This window comes from Bacillus sp. C1 (genome assembly GCF_054570475.1).
Genome location: NZ_JBTMZT010000003.1, coordinates 295,910 through 314,553, shown reverse-complemented (window position 1 = coordinate 314,553; position 18,644 = coordinate 295,910). Strand labels below are relative to the sequence as shown.

12 protein-coding genes, 2 pseudogenes and 1 other annotated feature are annotated in these 18,644 nt (G+C 34.4%); of the genes and pseudogenes, 10 read left to right on the top strand and 4 right to left on the bottom strand.

All coding sequences use genetic code 11. The annotated features are described in order from the left end of the window. Positions 1-78: 78 nt before the first annotated feature. From ACX5JI_RS12490 to ACX5JI_RS12480, 3 genes and pseudogenes are all read left to right on the top strand, one after another. Positions 79-255 (top strand): annotated as a pseudogene (locus ACX5JI_RS12490) (LysE family transporter); the annotation flags it as partial. 279 nt (positions 256-534) lie between these two features. Further along, positions 535-2,208 carry a ribonuclease J gene (locus tag ACX5JI_RS12485; protein WP_459501362.1) on the top strand — a complete coding sequence of 558 codons (1,674 nt, stop codon included), beginning with the start codon at positions 535-537 and terminating at the stop codon, positions 2,206-2,208. 307 nt (positions 2,209-2,515) lie between these two features. After that, a complete protein-coding gene (locus ACX5JI_RS12480; protein WP_459501361.1) occupies positions 2,516-5,728 on the top strand; it encodes an SNF2 helicase associated domain-containing protein in 3,213 nt (1,070 codons plus the stop codon). A 292-nt stretch (positions 5,729-6,020) separates the two neighbouring features. Here the strand turns inward: ACX5JI_RS12480 and ACX5JI_RS12475 are convergent, their stop codons facing one another. Continuing rightward, positions 6,021-6,155: a DUF3934 family protein gene (locus tag ACX5JI_RS12475; RefSeq protein WP_017152329.1), complete on the bottom strand. Its 135-nt coding sequence runs from the start codon at positions 6,153-6,155 to the stop codon at positions 6,021-6,023. 476 nt (positions 6,156-6,631) lie between these two features. Beyond that, positions 6,632-6,893, top strand: a binding site (T-box leader). Between the two features lie 71 nt (positions 6,894-6,964). Between ACX5JI_RS12475 and asnA the strand changes: the two genes are divergently transcribed. The 7 genes from asnA to cyoE all read left to right on the top strand — a co-directional run bounded on the left by asnA (position 6,965) and on the right by cyoE (position 16,137). After that, a complete protein-coding gene (gene asnA / locus ACX5JI_RS12470) occupies positions 6,965-7,948 on the top strand; it encodes an aspartate--ammonia ligase (protein ID WP_459501360.1) in 984 nt (327 codons plus the stop codon). A gap of 429 nt (positions 7,949-8,377) precedes the next feature. Beyond that, positions 8,378-9,850 (top strand): spore germination protein, encoded by a 1,473-nt coding sequence (locus ACX5JI_RS12465; protein ID WP_459501599.1) that lies wholly within the window; start codon positions 8,378-8,380, stop codon positions 9,848-9,850. Beyond that, complete coding sequence (locus ACX5JI_RS12460; RefSeq protein WP_459501359.1) at positions 9,837-10,940, top strand: GerAB/ArcD/ProY family transporter; 1,104 nt, start codon at positions 9,837-9,839, stop codon at positions 10,938-10,940. The genes ACX5JI_RS12465 and ACX5JI_RS12460 overlap by 14 nt, the downstream gene beginning before the upstream one ends. Beyond that, positions 10,937-12,064, top strand: coding sequence for a Ger(x)C family spore germination protein (locus ACX5JI_RS12455; protein ID WP_459501358.1), 1,128 nt, complete (start codon positions 10,937-10,939; stop codon positions 12,062-12,064). The genes ACX5JI_RS12460 and ACX5JI_RS12455 overlap by 4 nt, the downstream gene beginning before the upstream one ends. A gap of 432 nt (positions 12,065-12,496) precedes the next feature. Then, positions 12,497-13,387 carry an ABC transporter ATP-binding protein gene (locus ACX5JI_RS12450; RefSeq protein ID WP_459501357.1) on the top strand — a complete coding sequence of 297 codons (891 nt, stop codon included), beginning with the start codon at positions 12,497-12,499 and terminating at the stop codon, positions 13,385-13,387. 37 nt (positions 13,388-13,424) lie between these two features. After that, positions 13,425-14,945, top strand: coding sequence for a hypothetical protein (locus ACX5JI_RS12445; protein WP_459501598.1), 1,521 nt, complete (start codon positions 13,425-13,427; stop codon positions 14,943-14,945). A 274-nt stretch (positions 14,946-15,219) separates the two neighbouring features. Continuing rightward, a complete protein-coding gene (gene cyoE, locus ACX5JI_RS12440) occupies positions 15,220-16,137 on the top strand; it encodes a heme o synthase (RefSeq protein ID WP_459501356.1) in 918 nt (305 codons plus the stop codon). A gap of 153 nt (positions 16,138-16,290) precedes the next feature. Here cyoE and ACX5JI_RS12435 read toward each other — a convergent pair whose 3' ends face one another. From ACX5JI_RS12435 to ACX5JI_RS12425, 3 genes and pseudogenes are all read right to left on the bottom strand, one after another. Beyond that, positions 16,291-17,379: a sensor histidine kinase gene (locus ACX5JI_RS12435; RefSeq protein ID WP_459501355.1), complete on the bottom strand. Its 1,089-nt coding sequence runs from the start codon at positions 17,377-17,379 to the stop codon at positions 16,291-16,293. After that, positions 17,376-18,095, bottom strand: a complete 720-nt coding sequence (locus ACX5JI_RS12430; protein WP_459501354.1) for a response regulator transcription factor — start codon at positions 18,093-18,095, stop codon at positions 17,376-17,378. Before ACX5JI_RS12430 ends, ACX5JI_RS12435 begins: the two co-directional genes overlap by 4 nt. A 143-nt stretch (positions 18,096-18,238) precedes the next feature. Beyond that, positions 18,239-18,592: pseudogene (locus ACX5JI_RS12425) on the bottom strand (ACT domain-containing protein); the annotation flags it as partial. Positions 18,593-18,644: the final 52 nt, after the last annotated feature.

Genomic DNA, 18,644 nt, shown 5'->3' with positions numbered 1-18,644 from the left:
AATGTTTATTGTTTTGTGGAAGTAAATGGATATGATTGAATGTAAATTTGTTTTAGAGTGCATATAAGAGGGGGTGAAATGCAATATGATAAGTGCTATTTTAGTTACTTACTACTTGGTATTTCTCTCTCAGCACCGGTTGGTCCAATTCATATTGCTCAAATTAATAAAGGAATAAAGAATGGATTTTTAAGTGCATGGCTTGTTGGAGTAGGGGCGATGTTTGCAGATGTGATTATGATGCTTTTCATTTATCATTTGTATCTTCCACTTTTTCAGGTGAATGCACTTTTGGAACTTTAGGATGATCCGCATATTCATTTGAAAACTCCACAGCATATTTATCATGATAATGTATGTTAGATGATGAACGTAAATCTTCACCTTCATGTAAAACCATTCTTTTCATATAAATATGAAAAAATATTGATTCAGCTATAAGTTAGAATAATCTTTAGTTAAATGGGTTAATCATAAAAGGAATTCCATATTTTTTTGAAGATATTTGAATGTTTTCTCAAAGGGGGATGAATTTTGAGTGCAGTAGAAAATACACTATCCATTTTTGCTTTAGGTGGAGTAAATGAAATAGGGAAAAATATGTATGTCATACAATATTCAAACGATATTGTGATAATTGATTGTGGTTCTAAGTTTCCGGATGAAAGTTTATTAGGAATTGATTTGATCATTCCGGACATTACGTACTTGCAAGAAAATAAGGATAAAATTAGAGGTTTAGTTGTTACACATGGACATGAAGATCATATTGGAGGGATCCCGTATCTATTAAAACAATTGAATGTACCCATTTATGCAACAAAATTAACAATAGGTTTAATAGGAATTAAATTACAAGAACATGGGCTTCAAAATGTAACGCAATTATTTGTTATTGATTCTGAATCGGTTATTGAATTTGGTTCAATAAATTTGACGTTTTTTAAAACAAATCATAGTATTCCTGACTGCCTTGGAATTGCTTTTCATACACCAGAAGGTACTGTAGTACATACAGGGGACTTCAAGTTTGATTTGACTCCTGTAAATAATCAATACCCAGATATTCATAAAATGGCTAAAATCGGAAGTGGTGGCGTTTTAGCTTTACTCTCTGAAAGTACGAATGCAGAACGTCCAGGATTTACTCCATCAGAACGATCTGTAGGTGAGCACATTGAAGAGGCATTCATGAAAGCTCGTAGAAAAGTCGTTATTTCTACCTTTGCTTCTAATGTAAATCGTGTACAGCAAGTGGTAGATGCGGCTATAAAAACGAATAGAAAGCTAGCTTTACTTGGGAGGAGTATGGTAAATGTAGTGTCTGTTGCTCTAGAGCAAGGTTATTTAAATATTCCTGAGGGAATGTTAATAGAAGCAAATGTGATTAATCAAATGGATCCAGAAAGGGTAGCGATTCTTTGTACTGGAAGTCAAGGTGAACCGATGGCTGCTTTATCCCGTTTAGCTAGTGGAAACTATCGACAGGTAGATATACTACCCGAAGATACTGTCATTTTAGCAGCAACTCCTATCCCAGGAAATGAGCGTAATGTTTCACGTATTATAGATAATTTATTTTTATTGGGAGCCAATGTTATTTATGGGTCAGGAAGTTCAACGGGAATGCATGTTTCAGGACATGCCTATCAAGAAGAATTAAAATTAATGCTTACTTTAATGAAGCCTAAATACTTCATTCCTATTCATGGTGAATTTAGAATGTTGCATCATCATAGTCTATTAGCAGAGTCCGTTGGCGTTAAAAAAGAGAATATTTATGTGATTCGTAATGGTGATGTTGTTGATATAAATAATCAAGTAGCTTGGAAATCCAGACGAATACCTGCAGGGGATATATATGTAGATGGATTGGGCATTGGAGATGTTGGAAACGCTATCTTACGTGATCGTAAACAGCTTTCTGAAGATGGTATGCTTGTGATAGTTATTACTCTTAGTAAAACAGAAGGGAAAATTATTTCTGGTCCTGACACGATTTCTCGTGGATTTGTATATGTTCGTGATTCGGAAGACTTTTTGCAAAGAATTAACCGACTGGTTATAACAACTATAAACAATTTACAAAAAGAGAATGTTAGTAGGTGGAATGTTCTTAAAAAAGAAATAAAAGAGGTACTTGGACAGTTTGTATACTCACATACAAAAAGAAAACCAATGATTCTCCCTATAATAATTGAAGTTTAAACTAACTGTTTTAAGCAATTGCTGTTTGATATTACTGTGTATACATGTAAAATGTTGTATAAGGGTAGATAAAAAACATTAGAAATGTTCGTATTCTAATGTTTTTTTATGTTAAGAAAGATAAAGTGAAACTTTAATCAGTGGGGGGTTCTTCATCCCCCACTGATTATTAGCCCTCACCAATCGGGCTTTTACGGGCAGCCCGCCCCCACCTATCTTCCTTGCTTCTCTCTCTGAATCTTGAGGTGGAGGTCTTATTGCCCGCGAATAGCGGGATAAACTTTTATTTTAGGGAAGGATCAAAGTAATGAGTTTTACATTAAATAAAACAATAATGAAACAGTTATGTGGTGAAACCTCATATAAAAAAGGTGAGGCTTATTATAGGGCGAACAAAGTTACGATTACGAATTATAATGCTGAGAGAAGTATTTGTGAGGCAACAGTGAAAGGAAATGAAGATTTCTTTATCACGATAGAAGCTGCTAATAATGGTGATATTGTTGGGAAGTGTAGCTGTCCTTCACTCGCTTCATTTCATACTTACTGTCAACATATTGCGGCCGTACTACTATATATCGATGAGTTCCAAAGAGCCGGACAATCACTGGAGTCTAGCGTTTCTATAAATAGTATGTCTCAAGATGTTCAATTAGCAAATGGAATGTTGAATTTATTTGATGAAAAGCCACTGCGGCCAAAAAGTAAGCAACATCGATTTGATACACGAAAGACACTGAGTGTGGAATTTATTTGTATTCCAGTTGCTTTAAAAAGTGGTGGAACGTTGTTTGGGATTCAGGTAAAGCTAGAGAAGTTATATCCTGTATATAAAATTAGGGAGTTTCTTAATAGAGTCGAACAAAGAGAGCCTTTCATATGTTCAAATGATTTTACTTATACACCAGAGGTCTACAGTTTTCAACAAGAAACAGATGATGTTATTCAATTTTTGATTCAAATGTATCGGAATGAAAAAATGTATGTAGAATCGTTACAAATGAGCGCTGAACAAAATGAAAGCATGATTTTAATTCCACCAGCTTCTTGGGAGCGGATGCTTTCTTTATTTTCTAAAACTTCATTTGTGAGACTTGAACATGATGGGAAATCATTTCATGGCGTACATGTCTTAAAAGGGTTACTACCTTTAGATTTTGATTTCAATAAAGGGAATAACGGAGGATATATACTTCAGATTGATGGATTACAGCTAGTTCAAGTAATGGATACATATGGTTATGCTCTTTTTGAGGGGAAGCTATACCATTTAAACGCGGACGATTGTAATCGACTTATTGAATTAAAAAGGATGATGAATCGGTCTCGAAGTAATCAATTTCATATTCCAGCTGAGAAAATGGAGCATTTTGTAGCGAAGGTAGTACCAGGCTTAATGAAACTAGGAAATGTTCGAATGGATGAGGTTATATCAGAGTGTGTTGAAACCCCTTCTTTGAAAGCAAAATTATTTTTAGACCGAGTTAAAAATCGATTATTAGCAGGGTTAGAATTTCAATATGGAAATGTTGTAATCAATCCGTTAGAGGAGGATGGACAACCTTCTGTCTTCAATCGGGATGAGAAAAAAGAACGGGAAATTTTAGAAATGATGAATGAGAGTGCCTTCGCGAAGACGGAAGGCGGCTATTTTATGCATAATGAGGAAGCTGAATATAACTTCTTATATCATGTTGTTCCAAAGTTAAACAATTTACTTGAAGTTTATGCAACTACAGCTATTAAGCTGCGCATTCATAGAGGAAACAATGCACCTATGATAAGGGTCAGACGGAAAGAACGAATGGATTGGTTAGCATTCCGGTTCGATATAAAGGGAATTCCTGAAGCTGAGATTAAAGGTGTACTAGCAGCGCTTGAAGAGAAACGTAAATATTATCGATTAGCGAATGGTTCTTTACTATCGCTAGAGAGTAAGGAATTTAATGAGATTAATCAGTTTATAAAGGAATCGGGTATTCGAAAGGAAATTTTACAAGGGGAAGAGGTGAATGTGCCCCTTATACGCAGTGTGAAATGGATGAGCTCACTTGAAGAAGGGAATGTGTTAAGTTTAGATCAATCTGTTCAACAATTAATGAAAAACATTCGAAATCCTGAAAGCCTGAAATTTGCTGTACCGGACGGTTTAGTTGGAGTACTTAGAGAATATCAAAAAGATGGATTTGAATGGATGAAAACAATGGCGTATTATCGTTTTGGTGGCATATTAGCTGATGATATGGGTCTTGGAAAAACGCTGCAAAGTATTACTTTTATTGCTTCTGTTTTGCCTGAAATTCGTGAGAAAAAATTACCTGTATTAGTCGTATCACCGTCTTCTTTAGTTTATAACTGGTTGAGTGAAATAAAGAAATTTGCTCCTCATATTCGAGCTGTTATTGTGGATGGAAGTCAAACGGAGCGCCGACGTATTTTAAAAGATACGACAAAGTATGACGTCGTTATTACGTCATATCCGCTATTAAGAAGAGATGTAAAGTTATATGCACAGCCATTCCATACGTTATTTCTTGATGAGGCACAAGCATTTAAAAATGATACGACGCAAACCGCAAGAGCAGTGAAAACGATTCAAGCAGAGTATCGCTTTGCACTAACTGGAACTCCAGTAGAGAATTCATTACAGGAACTTTGGTCTATTTTTTATGTAGTATTCCCAGAATTGCTTCCAGGAAAAAAAGAGTTTGGAGATTTGAGACGTGAAAATATTGCAAAACGAGTAAAGCCGTTTGTATTACGTCGTTTAAAAGAAGATGTCTTGCAAGAATTACCCGAAAAGATAGAGTACTTACAATCATCTGAACTACTACCAGATCAAAAAAAACTGTATGCAGCTTATTTAGCCAAGCTAAGAGAAGAAACGCTAAAACATTTAGACAAAGATACACTTCGTAAAAATAAAATTAGAATTTTGGCAGGTTTAACGAGACTTCGGCAAATTTGTTGTCACCCGGCTTTGTTTGTAGATGATTATAAGGGGAGCTCAGCAAAATTTGAACAGCTACTTGAAATCATCGAGGAGTGCAGAAGTACAGGGAAGAGAATCCTTATATTTTCACAATTTACGAAGATGCTTTCTATTATTGGTCGTGAATTAAATCGTCAAGCGGTACCGTATTTCTATTTAGACGGGAATACTCCATCAGCTGAGCGTGTAACTTTATGCAATTGGTTTAATGAAGGAGAAGGAGATTTGTTCCTTATCTCTTTAAAGGCTGGTGGAACTGGACTTAATTTAACGGGTGCTGATACCGTTATATTATATGATCTATGGTGGAATCCTGCGGTCGAACAGCAAGCAGCAGACAGGGCGTATCGAATGGGACAGAAGAACACTGTGCAAGTCATCAAGTTAGTAGCACATGGAACGATTGAAGAAAAAATGAATGAGTTGCAGGAAAGTAAGAAGAATTTAATTGCAGAAGTTATTGAGCCAGGACAAGAAAAATTCTCCTCCATGACAGAGGAAGAAATTAAAGAAATTCTTATGATATAACATATATAAATCCAAATTAAAAAACTAACATCAAACCATTCTTTTCAGATGGATGAGAGTATCCGGCCATGGATAAAAGCGGTCAGTGCCTTTTTTAGTCCCATTCCATGTGAAAACAGAAAGAGAAAATGAGTGAAGGTCTCTGTCTGTTCTTCATAACCATAATGTATCTGTTAGAAAATCAAATTGGATTTATATAGTAATAGAGGATTTTAAAGAAAGAAAAGCTATTTTTTCCTAAATGAGAAAGAATAGCTTTTTTCATTATGAATGTAATCATTCCATTTTTCCGTTATTTTTTTGTACCTTTACTTTTATAAGGTTTCGCATTTTTCTTCTTTTTAGCGCTAGATTGCCAGCGATTCCAACCCTTACTACCTGTGCCTTGACCGGTTCCTTTTTTAGCTTTTGCTTTTGTTTTACTCATATAATCACTCCGTTATGATAGAAAATCTACTTCGATAGTAGTTGGTGTCTTTGAAATATAATGACTGTGTTTATCCTTAACAATTGTTGATAAGAACAATAACTGAATGCTCTAGTATATCATAAAATCGTCATTAATTTGATGGGTTATGGAATCATTATCGAAATTTGTATAGATTCATTCAAATTGTAGAACGTTATTATATATGAAAAAAATTACAAAGGAAATGAAAATGATGAGAAATACGATGGATTCTGTTTTTCGGACAATAACACTCCTTGTTATATATGCGATAGTAACAATAAGAGCAACATTTTTTGGATTAAGGAAACAAAGAAAGGGATAATTTCTGTAAGGTTTAAAGAATCGATAAAGCCGTAAAATAAAGAATTGAAAAATATTTTTAAATTTTTGTTGACTTTCTTATTTTTTTGTATAGAATAATCATTAATAAAATGTTTCAGAGATGTGACAACAAAACGACTGTGAAAGGAAGAGTAGTAGTAGGACGTAGTTAAAGCGAGTCAGGGATGGTGTGAGCCTGATACGAAGCCTGTTATGAAGAACCTCCTGGAGTCGCTAACCGAAATCCTTTAGAGGAAAGTAGACTTAGCCGGGAACTTCGCCGTTACAAGAAGAACAGTATCGAGATTTCTCTAATCTCCGTACTGAAATAAGTGAGCAACCTCTGTTGCTAATTTGGGTGGTACCGCGGAACCAAAGCCTTTCGTCCCAGTTTTTTTGGGAAAGAAGGGCTTTTTTTGTTGGCTTCTTTCCACTACATCTAGACATTTTAGGAGGAAATAGACATGTATCAATCATTAATGACAGTAAGAGAGACACAAATCGCAATTAAGGATGTTAAAACATTTTTTGAGGATCAATTAGCAAAGCGTCTAGGACTATTCCGTGTATCTGCACCATTATTCGTAACGAAAAAATCTGGTTTAAACGATCATTTAAACGGTGTGGAACGTCCGATTGAATTTGATATGCTTCATTCAGGAGAAGAATTAGAAATTGTTCATTCACTAGCAAAATGGAAACGACTTGCCTTGCACGAATATGGTTATGAAGCTGGTGAAGGTTTATATACAAACATGAACGCGATTCGTCGTGATGAGGAACTTGATGCAACGCATTCCATTTATGTTGATCAATGGGATTGGGAAAAAATTGTTCAAAAAGAATGGCGTACAGTAGATTACTTACAAGAAACAGTACGTACAATTTATGGAATATTCAAAGAATTGGAAGATCATTTGTTTGAAAAATATCCGTTCCTTGGAAAGTATTTACCAGAAGATATCGTATTTATTACATCTCAAGAATTAGAAGATAAATATCCAGAATTAACGCCGAAAGATCGTGAGCACGCGATTGCAAAAGAGCATGGTGCAGTATTTATTATCGGAATTGGTGATGCACTTCGCTCTGGTGAAAAACATGATGGACGCGCATCTGACTATGACGATTGGAAATTAAACGGAGATATCTTATTCTGGCATCCAGTACTGCAATCTTCATTTGAATTATCATCAATGGGAATTCGCGTTGATAGTAAATCACTTGATGAACAGTTAACGAAGAAAGACGAAGATTTCAAACGTGATTACGATTTCCATAAAGGAATTTTAGAAGATGTACTTCCGCTTACAATTGGTGGCGGCATTGGACAATCCAGAATGTGCATGTACTTCTTACGTAAAGCGCATATCGGTGAGGTTCAAACTTCTGTATGGCCTGATGAAATGCGTGAAGCGTGTAAGAAGGAAAACATTCATTTGTTCTAATTCAGAACTTAATGTGTTAATTTCGAATCGTGCATTATATCAATAAAAAATAGTAAAAAAACACCCAAAATATTAAAGGAAATCTTTTTCTGTGGAAAGTAGAACAGGAGAGAAGAGATACTTAATATTTTAGGGTGTTTTTCGCTTTATTTCGTAATAACTCGATTAGTGGGCATACTATATGTTCCAGGCATCGTAGACATGTTAGTAGAGCAGCTGAACGAACAATTTATTCATAGTTATTTTAACTAGTTGATTTCTTATGAGATTAGTGTTTCATATACGCACTTCATTTGTTTAATTATGCGTATAATGCTGTGATTAGAGAAAATAATATATAAATATTGGATTGAAAATGGCGGGAAACGGGTGAATGTAATGTCAAAAACGCAAGAGAATCAAGGACAAAAAAACAGTGAAGCTTTCGGAATGATTCAAACGAATCATTTACAAGATCAAAAAACTAAAATGAAACAGATCTTTGATCAAAGTGTGGATTTGATTGAGCATCCTTTAATATTAAAAACAAAAACCAATGTATTATTATATTATTTTGAAGGCTTAACAGATGGTATATCATTAAAAGACAATGTCATTACCCCTCTATTACAACATGTTCATGAAGACATACAGGTATTTGAGTCTCATATTATTGCGTCCTATATCAAAAAGGTATTTACATGGGATGAAGTCGTAGATGGGCTGTTAGAAGGACAAAGCGTACTGTTTATGGAGGGAGAACAGAGGGCGCTTATTGTAAATACAAAAGGGTGGGCAGAAAGAGCTGTTCAAGAACCTATTTCAGAAACTACAATCAAGGGTTCTCATGATGGATTTATTGAGAACGCTTCTAAAAATATAGGTTTAATTCGAAGGTACATCTCGTCTACTCAATTGAAAATCAAAAAGTTAACAGTGGGAGAACGCGCTTCTACTTCGGTCTATTTAATGTATTTAGGGGATGTAGCAAATGAGCATGTTATTCAAGAAGCGGAGAAAAGAATAAGTAAGATTAAAACAGATACAATCTTAAGTATTGGAGAGTTATCAAATTTTACAGGAGAGAAGACTTGGACGCCTTTTCCGCAAGCTTATTTAAGTGAACGTCCAGATGCTGTTGCACACCACATTCTTGATGGGAAAGTAGCGGTATTGGTCGATCGCTCCCCTGGTGTAATGGTTATCCCTATGAATTTAGTTGGTTTTTTCCAGACACCAGATGATTATAATATGAATTGGTTGATTGCTTCATTTTTACGTTTGTTACGATTTTCAGGTTTTTTTATCGCGATGTTTTTACCGGCTATTTATATAGCGATGGTTTCATTTCATTTTGAAGTAATCCCTTTAGATCTTTACATGTCTATTGCAAAATCAAGAATTAAAGTCCCTTTCTCGCCATTAATGGAGGCACTTATTATGGAGGTTACGCTTGAAATGCTTCGTGAAGCTGGAATTCGTTTGCCACAGCCTATTGGACAGACGATTGGAATTGTTGGAGGGATTGTAATTGGACAAGCTGCTGTTCAAGCGGGTCTTGTAAGTAATGTGATGGTAATCATTGTATCTATTACGGCCATTGCATCATTTATCGTGTCGAATTATGATTTAGCGAGCAGTATCCGGCTGATTCGATTTCCGATGATGCTATTTGCTTATTTTTATGGAATTGTGGGTATTGTGTGCGGAATGATGGTTTTACTAGCGCATTTTGTTACATTAACCTCCTACGGTACACCGTATGGGATTCCAATCGCTCCATTTCGCTTACAAGATTTAAAAGATGCTTTTGTGCGGTTCCCTATTTCTATGCTCACAATGCGTTCTAGTACAGGTCATCCAAAACAAAAAAAGAGGAAAGAGGTAGAATCGAAAAAAGGTGGTTCTCATGACAAATCATAGTATTAGAAAGTTGAGTTTATTTGAATATATTGTTTTTGTTCACTCCCTACAAGTTGCATCAGGTGTTTTGACTATGCCAAGTCAAACGGCAAATATTGCAGGAACAGATGGATGGATTTCTGTAGTTTTAGGGTGGATCATTACTTCTATAATTGGAGTGATGATCGTTTGGGTATTGCAAAAAAATCCTAATATGAATTTCTTTCAAATCCTTACCTACTACTTTGGTAAATGGTTAGGAACAATACTTATTATGTTATATGCCTTTTATTTGTTTTTTGCTGGCTTTAATACGCTATTAAAAGCAATCGATATTGTTAAAGTATGGATTTTTCCTTCGACCCCTTCTTACCAAATTGTCATATTATTATTGCTTCCTTTTTATATTTTAGCACGGAATGGAGTAGAAGCAATTACTAGATATTCTATCGTTGTCTTCTTTTTTACTGCTTGGATGCCAATATGTCTCATGTTTGCGTTAAAACATAATTTTTATCCTATAAACCTTTTACCTGTATTAAAAGATGGAATATGGCCCATTTTAAAAGCAGTAAAAGATACTATTACTCCTTATTCTGGCTTGGAAATTGCCTATTTTATCTATCCTTTGTTACAAAAAAAAGAAAAGGCTATGATAGGAATTGTATTAGCAAATACAGGAACAATGTTTTTGTATTTGTATGTTACAATTATTTGTTACGTTTACTTTACTCCAGAAGGTATAAAAGAACTTATTTGGCCTTTATTTCTTTTGTTAAAGGGAATACGTTTCGCTTTTTTGGAAAGATTAGAGATTATTTATATTGCTTACTATTTAATTGTATTCACTACCACGGTATATCCGTATTTCTTTTTTAGTATAGGCTCTATTACCGAGGTGTTTAAAAGTTTTTCGTATAATTGGGTTGTCAGAAGTTTTATTTTCGGGGTCATTGGAATATTTGTGTTTCTTAATCCGAATCTTAACAAACTATTAACAATTTATTCATTTATGGATATGTTAAATGTTATTTTTTTTGTTACATTACCAGTTGTTTTTTTTCTGTACATCACTCTTTTTACCTGCTTTAAAAGGAGGAAGCAATTATGATTCGAAGAAAGCTAGGGATTGTAATCTGCTGTATGTGTTTAATCGGTTGCAGCCAAAGGGTACCTTTGGAAAATGCTTCTTTAATTTTATTAATCGCATTGGATCAGGCTTCTAATGGAGAGATCGTAGTAGGGGCAAGCGTACCCCTATTTCATCATGAAAAACAAAAGGATACTGTTGAACAACTGGTTACGGCGTCTTCTGTATACGATGGATTTAGTAAAATGAGTACGAAAATGACAGGCTATGTTACATCCTCTAAAGCTGAGATTATTTTAATCGGGAAAAAATTTGCGGAAAAGGAGAATTGGATGAAAGCTCTTGATTCCTCTTTTCGTGATCCTTCCAGTACGCTGAATACTAAAGTGTTGCTTGTCGATGGTTCTGTAGAAGAGATATTCAACATGAATAGGAAAGAGAATGCTTCTCTTTCTTCCTATGTAAATAACGTAATAGAATCTTCTATTCAAAATAACAAAGCTGTTTTTTCTACTATTCAGCAACTTATGAGAGAACAAAATGAACGAGGAATGACGCAAACAATTCCCATCATTAAGGAAAAAAATAATGAGATAGATACAGTGGGAATTGCTTTTTTAGATTATAAAGGAAAGTATGTAACTAGGTTTTTAAAAAAAGATGTAGGATTTTTTAATCTTATAAATAAACCTAAAGGAAAAGGACGTATGATATTGCATCTTTCCCTAGGGTCTTTACAGGAGAATCAACAACCAAATACTTCTATATTGGTGCAAAATGTAAAGCGGAAAATAAAGGTCGATTACCGTAATGGGCAATTTATATTTCGTATAAATTTGTACATGAACGTTGCCCTTAATGAAAGAGTGAATAGTAAAGTTATTCACTATACTCAAAAACAAAAGCAAGAAATTATAAAATTAGAAGCTGAGTTGAAACAAAAGCTCGATAAAAAATTGATGAGTATGTTTCGTTATATGCAAAAGAATGAGGTCGATCCAATCGGTTTATATTTATACGCTAGGGCATATCAATATAAAGGATGGAAAAAAGAACAGAAAAATTGGCACGATGCTATAGCTAAAGCAAAAATAGAAGTGAATACACATGTCCAAATCAACAATACGGGAACGAATAGAGGGTGAAATTCAATTTGTAAAGAATTATGTAAGTGGATATGATAACGAAGGATTTGGCTTATGAGTAAAAGATGCCTAATGAATGGAATAGAAAATAGGAAATAAAAAAATCTTGAGCAAAGTATATTTGCTCAAGATTTTTTTGTAGGTAAGAATAATGAACTGTAAAACTTTGATCAATGAGGGAGTGTTTCATTATTCACTGTTTGTTGGCCTTCACCAACGGGTAGTCTATCTTTTTTTGAGGGAAGCGGCCTAAAATAACGGGAGAAGTAGAGGGGGAACGCTCATCTACTTCAATGTTCTTCAAAATTTTTATAGATTTTAAGATGATTTTCCCCAGAGTTTACTTAGGTTTTACTTTTACCACCTACAATAAAAGCAAGAAAACCTAAATGATAACAGTATAAGTGGTATTTCAGTAGAGGAGGTAAAATAATGGAATTAGTAATTGACCATGTAACAAAAAAATACGGTGGGAAAGTAGCATTAAATGATTGCAGTTTGCACTTAAAGTCAGGGGTGTTAGGGCTTTTAGGACCGAACGGTGCAGGGAAGTCTACACTTATGAGGATTTTAGCGACAATTGAACAGTCGACAAATGGTAATGTGATGTGGAACGGAGAAAACATTCAAAAGAAGCCGAAGTTGTTACGTTCCATGCTCGGATATTTACCGCAAGATTTTGGCGTATATCCAAATATGAATGCGGTTGAGTTTTTAGAGTACATAGCAGCGATGAAAGGTTTATCCATGAGCTCTTCGAAAAAGAGAATTAATGAACTGCTGGAAGCGCTAAATTTAACGAATGATCGGAAACGATTACTAGGTGGATATTCTGGGGGAATGAGGCAAAGGGTTGGAATTGCACAGGCATTATTAAATGATCCGAAGTTATTAATAGTAGATGAACCGACGGTAGGGCTAGATCCTGAAGAAAGGATTAGATTTAGAAACCTATTATCTAGTCTCTCCACAGATAGAATTGTTATTTTATCGACGCATATTGTTACAGATATTGAATCAATTGCGACTGATATCGCTTTATTATCAAAAGGAAATGTATTAGCCCATATGAGTCCAGATCAGTTATTAAAGTGTGTCGAGGGGAAAGTATGGGAGTGGGTAATACCAGCTTCTGAGTTACATCATGTTCAAAGGAAATATATAGTAAGTAGTGCGGTGCACCGGAGTGATGGAATTCATGCGCGCATTGTTTCAAGTAATGCACCTAGTATTAAGGCGTATATGATAGAAGCCTCTCTTGAAGATGCTTATCTGTATTATGTTTCTTCGAGGGGAGGGAATCGAGTTGAACAATATATATAATTTATTTTATTTCATAAAAAACAATTTAATTAGACAAATGAGAAGTTATCCATTTTTAATTGTAATTGGATTAACCATTTTCTTTGGGTATGCTTGTGTTCCAGCAGCTTCAGCGGGATATGAAGTATTTTATCTTGGCGGAGTTAGAGGAGTGTATAATTCAAACTGGCTTGGTGGAATGGGAGCAATGACATCCGCTTTGTTTATTTGGCTACTTGGTTTCTATCTATTAAGAGGTCAAATTTCAGAAGATCACCGGTTAGGAGTAGGGCAATTAATTGCAGCTTCACCTATAAGTAAATTTCAATATATTTTTAGTAAAACGATTTCTAATTTTATTGTTTTAGTGGCTATTGAGACGGTATGTATCATTGCTTTTATAGTGATGCAATTTATTCGTGGAGAAGATTTTTCGTTTCAGTTAGGTGGTTATTTGTATCCGCTCCTTTATATTGTATTTCCTTCACTAGTTCTTCTTGCGGCATTGACAACTTTTTTTGATGTATTTCCTGGTTTGAAAGGTGTAATAGGTAATATTGTATTCTTTTTCTTATGGGTTTTATTATCGATTCTATCATTTGAAATGCCAAATCGTTATTTGGATGTATTTGGTTTAGGAATGATTCGCTCTCATATGATACAGGATGCGGTCAGTGAGTATGAATTTTTAAGAGGAAAGGGTGGCGGAGGTTTTGGTTATAATCCAGTAGAGGGAACAATAAAAATATTTTATTGGGATGGAGTGACTTGGAATACAGAAATACTCGTGGCAAGTTTGGTTTGGGTGGGAGTAGCGATGTTGCTAATTTGGATTACTTCCTTCATATTTAATAGATTTCATCCGCTTATTAAAGTAAAGGAAAATGTTAGGTTGTTGGAGGGGATGAGTACAAAAATCGCTGTGAATGAACAAAGTCAAAACTCTTTTGCCTTCACTTCTATAATACGAGTAAAAAGCATTAGTATGTTTCGCCTCATTAAAGCTGAGCTGTCTATTATGCTAAAAGGCTTTACGATTTGGTGGTATGTAATTGCAATTGGGCTGATCGCATTAGGATTAATATGTCCGGTAGATATAGCAAGAGGGTGGCTCTCTATCATTATGATTTGGCCAATTGCGATTTGGTCACAGATGATGACGAGAGAAAGATATTATAGTACAGAGCAAATCATTATTTCGAGTTGTTCGCCATTTTATAAGTTTTTTGCAACGTGGATTTCAGGTATTGCAGTGGGGCTCATTATTTCCAGTGGTGTTATCATTCAATTTATATTAATTGACGATATTTCATTTTTGCTTTCTTGGCTTAGTGGTATCGTATTTATTTCAACGCTAGCATTAGCATTAGGGGTATGGAGCAGGACACGTAAGTTGTTTGAAGTATTATATATAATTTTATGGTATGTAGGACCAGTAAATCATCTGCCTTATATAGACTTTTTAGGAGTATCAACATCATATGCGATTTTGTATATTACGTTATCTGTTGTATTCCTATGTATTGCGCTAATCGGACAGTTGCAGCAAATGGGAAGATTACGGTTAATATTCAGGTAAGGAGTTAAGAAGGGAATGTAATGACAATAGGAACTAGTTGAAAAATACAATCTGAATGGATATTTGTAATCTGTTCAGGTTGTGTTTTTGTTTTGTAAATTTCTTTTGAATTTGTTTATTTGAGGGTTTTTTTATCTTTCAAAGTTAGCCTTTACCGGTGTACTGTATCCTATCTGCTCTTGACATGTATACCATATGGTATTAATATACCGAGGAGTACATTAATACTATATACATTGTGAGAAACGTTGGATGAAAAGGAGTACAGGGTGTCATGCGCAGGAAAAAAGAATTAACAAATTCGAAACGACAGTTATCGGATATTTTAGCCCAAACGGTTAAAACCGGGATTATTAAATCGAATTTGGTTCCAATGTTTGCAGGGTTAACATTGGCTTTATATAAATATCAAATTAGCCCATTTGAAAAAATTCCAGAGATTATATTTGCTTTAATCGGTTCGATTTTAATAATAGGAGCAGCCGGAGCTTTTAATAATCTGTATGATCGTGATATCGATTTGATTATGGAAAGAACAAAAAATAGACCGACTGTAACTGGAGAAATCAGTCCTAAAGCTGTATTATGGCTTGGAATATTGATGACAATTTCCGGGTTAGTGTTTCTTGCTCTAACCACGTATTTAGCTGCACTATTAGGATTTTTAGGTTTATTTTTGTACGTTGTACCGTATACAATATGGAGTAAAAGAAGAACGATTTATAATACAGAGATTGGAAGTATTTCAGGGGCAATGCCGCCGCTCATCGGTTGGGCTGCTATGTATCCAGATATAACGCATCCGGCTATTATCGGTCTTTTTATTATTATGATCATTTGGCAAATGCCTCATTTTTATGCGATAGCGATTCGCAAACATGACGAATATAAAGCAGCAAATGTCCCGATGCTTCCAGTAGTGAAGGGGATTAAAAGAACATATATACAAACGAATGTGTATTTAATGATTTTAATTATCATAAGTGTTCTTTTAGGTTCATTGAGTATTGGTCTTATGTTAGTATCACTTCTTTTAAGCATTTTATGGCTTGCTTTAAGTATTTATGGTTATAAAAAAATGGATTCAGAGAAATGGGCAAAATCTTTGTTTATTTTTTCACTTTTCCATATGACAATTTTATTTTCAACAATTATTATTTATTCCCTTATCGGTGTGTTTTTCGGGCGCTAAATATAGGGGATCGATTGATTCAATTTCTAAAAACAAAAAGCCAAATTCTCTTTCTTATGTATAAAAAAGAGAATTTGGTTTTTTTCATGCTATTAAATGAAACGAAAAGAATCCTCACTTTAATCAAACTATATTTTTGATCGATAAGAAGTATTATAGAATGGGCAGGATAATATGAATGGTCGTCCCATTCTTTATTTTACTGTCTACATGAATGGTTCCACTATGTGCTGTAATGATTTTATGAGTGATAGCCATTCCAAGACCAGTTCCTTCACTTGAAACATTTGTAGTTGTACCTCGGTAGTATTGTTTGAAAAGATTTTGAACTGTCATTTCATCCATGCCAATTCCAGTATCTTCTATTATAATATGTATATCGTTCTGTAATGAGATAGTAGTGTGGATTTTCGTCCCTTCATGGTTATGTAAAACAGCGTTCATAAATAAGTTTTGTAAAGAACGGTGGAGTAATTTTGTATCAATGGGAATCATTATTTTTGTTTCGTCTGATTGAAAACTAAAATGATAGTGTTCCGACCGCGGATCGTTTGTTATATCAGCTATAAGCCTTCTTGTAAATTCAACGATGTTAATTTCTTCTTTTTTTAATGGAATCTGTAAATCTTGAAGACGAAAGGAGAGGTTTAAATCTTCAATTAATTCTTTCATATGATCTCCTTTTTGCCGGATTTCTTGTAAAAACGTCTCTTTTTCTTTCTGACTCCATTCATGGTCTGGTGATAGCATAAGCGCACTGTAACCTGTAATATACGTCAGAGGTGTTTTTAAATCGTGAGAGATTCCCGCCATCCATTCGCGCTTCATTTTTTCTAATTGTTCGCGTTCCGTCTCTATTTCTCTAAGTCTTCTTGCCAAATTTTCGATGTTAACAAAGACGTCTTGATATAAACGATACGAACCTTTGAGTTTTTGCGTTTTCTTATTGTACATGTGTTTTGTGTTTTCTGGTATAACGTAAGAACCTCCTGCTAGGTGATTAATCCATGAAATCATCTGGAATATCGGCTTTCCTATATACCACCCATAAAGAATCGCGCCAAAAATAAGTGTGAAAATAAAAAGACAAAAAACAATAAGAGCAGCCATATCGGTTTCTTCGTTTACACCAATAAAAGGTAATATAATTTCCATTGTAATTGCCATAGCGATTCCCATACAAATAGCACCGATAAATAGACTAAGAATAAAATGAAGACCTAATCGGAAGCGTGTTATCATTTGAGTTTCTCCTTCGCATCTGGAATAAATTTGTAGCCAATTCCTCTTAAATTAATAATATATTTAGGTGCCTTCGGATCTGCCTCTATCTTTTTACGTAATTTAGAGATATGCATGACTACAGTTTTATCGTCACCTATAGAAGTCAATCCCCATACTTGTTCATACAACTGTTCAGCAGTAAAGATTCGATTTGGGTGTTTGCATAAGAAAGTAAGCAATTCGAGTTCTTTGGCAGTGCAATGTACAGATTTCCCGTTTACTGTTATCAGTCCCTCGCTTGGATATATAGAAAAAGATTGGAAATGTAGGTTTGAATTTTCGTCATAGCGATTTTCTTGTATCATACTTTGTCTACGTAATTGGACATTAATTCGGGCAGCGACTTCTAAAGGGTTAAATGGCTTTGTTATGTAATCATCTCCACCAATTCCTAGACCTGTCAATTTATCTAAATCGCTAGAGCGTGCTGTTACAAATAAAATCGGAGTATTTGTGTAATTGCGGATTTGTCTACATAGTTCAAATCCATCTATATCGGGTAGCATTACATCGAGTAAGATAATATCGAATGGATGACTTTTAATGAAGTTTAACGTTTCAGCTCCATTGATAGCTGTTGTTATATGCGTAAAGTTTTCTTTTCTTAGCGTAAGTACTAACATATCTAATATGCCTTGTTCATCATCTACTAATAGAATTTTTTCTGTTCTCATTATGGAGCCACCCTTACATGTTTTTTGAATTTGTTAGAAAATGATTTGGAAAATATTTCACATGTACTAGTGTAACATAATACTATTTTGTTAGAAAAAATAACAACAAAGAAATATTCCTTGTTGTTATTTTAATAACTATTTTAATTCATTTGTACAAATGGCTCAATTTTAGCCATAGATGATTGATGGAGTGCCTCTACACCATCTACTAAATGGAGGTAATCGATGACAACAGCTATTTTAATTTCAGATGTACTTACCATTTTAATGGGAATGTTTTCATCTGTTAATGTCGAGAACATACTAGCAGCAACACCTGGATTGGATTCCATGCCAGACCCAACAATCAATACGTTTGCTAGATGATTTTCATATTCTACAGATTCATAGTGAAGAACTTTTTGATTTCGTTCTAATATTTCCAAAGTCTCTCTTAAATCACCTGAATGAATGGAGAAGGATATTGTAATACTTTGAATAATAATATCAACATTTTTTGATGTAGATAAAAACTAAATTGTTCAAAAAAACAGTAAATTAAATGCT

Bases quoted from the DNA above. Each gene is read 5' to 3' on its own strand.
- ACX5JI_RS12480 (WP_459501361.1), top strand. From the start codon at position 2,516: ATGAGTTTTACATTAAATAAAACAATAATGAAACAGTTATGTGGTGAA.
- ACX5JI_RS12475 (WP_017152329.1), bottom strand. From the start codon at position 6,155: ATGAGTAAAACAAAAGCAAAAGCTAAAAAAGGAACCGGTCAAGGCACA.
- asnA (WP_459501360.1), top strand. From the start codon at position 6,965: ATGTATCAATCATTAATGACAGTAAGAGAGACACAAATCGCAATTAAG.
- ACX5JI_RS12465 (WP_459501599.1), top strand. From the start codon at position 8,378: ATGATTCAAACGAATCATTTACAAGATCAAAAAACTAAAATGAAACAG.
- ACX5JI_RS12460 (WP_459501359.1), top strand. From the start codon at position 9,837: ATGACAAATCATAGTATTAGAAAGTTGAGTTTATTTGAATATATTGTT.
- ACX5JI_RS12455 (WP_459501358.1), top strand. From the start codon at position 10,937: ATGATTCGAAGAAAGCTAGGGATTGTAATCTGCTGTATGTGTTTAATC.
- ACX5JI_RS12450 (WP_459501357.1), top strand. From the start codon at position 12,497: ATGGAATTAGTAATTGACCATGTAACAAAAAAATACGGTGGGAAAGTA.
- ACX5JI_RS12445 (WP_459501598.1), top strand. From the start codon at position 13,425: ATGAGAAGTTATCCATTTTTAATTGTAATTGGATTAACCATTTTCTTT.
- cyoE (WP_459501356.1), top strand. From the start codon at position 15,220: ATGCGCAGGAAAAAAGAATTAACAAATTCGAAACGACAGTTATCGGAT.
- ACX5JI_RS12435 (WP_459501355.1), bottom strand. From the start codon at position 17,379: ATGATAACACGCTTCCGATTAGGTCTTCATTTTATTCTTAGTCTATTT.
- ACX5JI_RS12430 (WP_459501354.1), bottom strand. From the start codon at position 18,095: ATGAGAACAGAAAAAATTCTATTAGTAGATGATGAACAAGGCATATTA.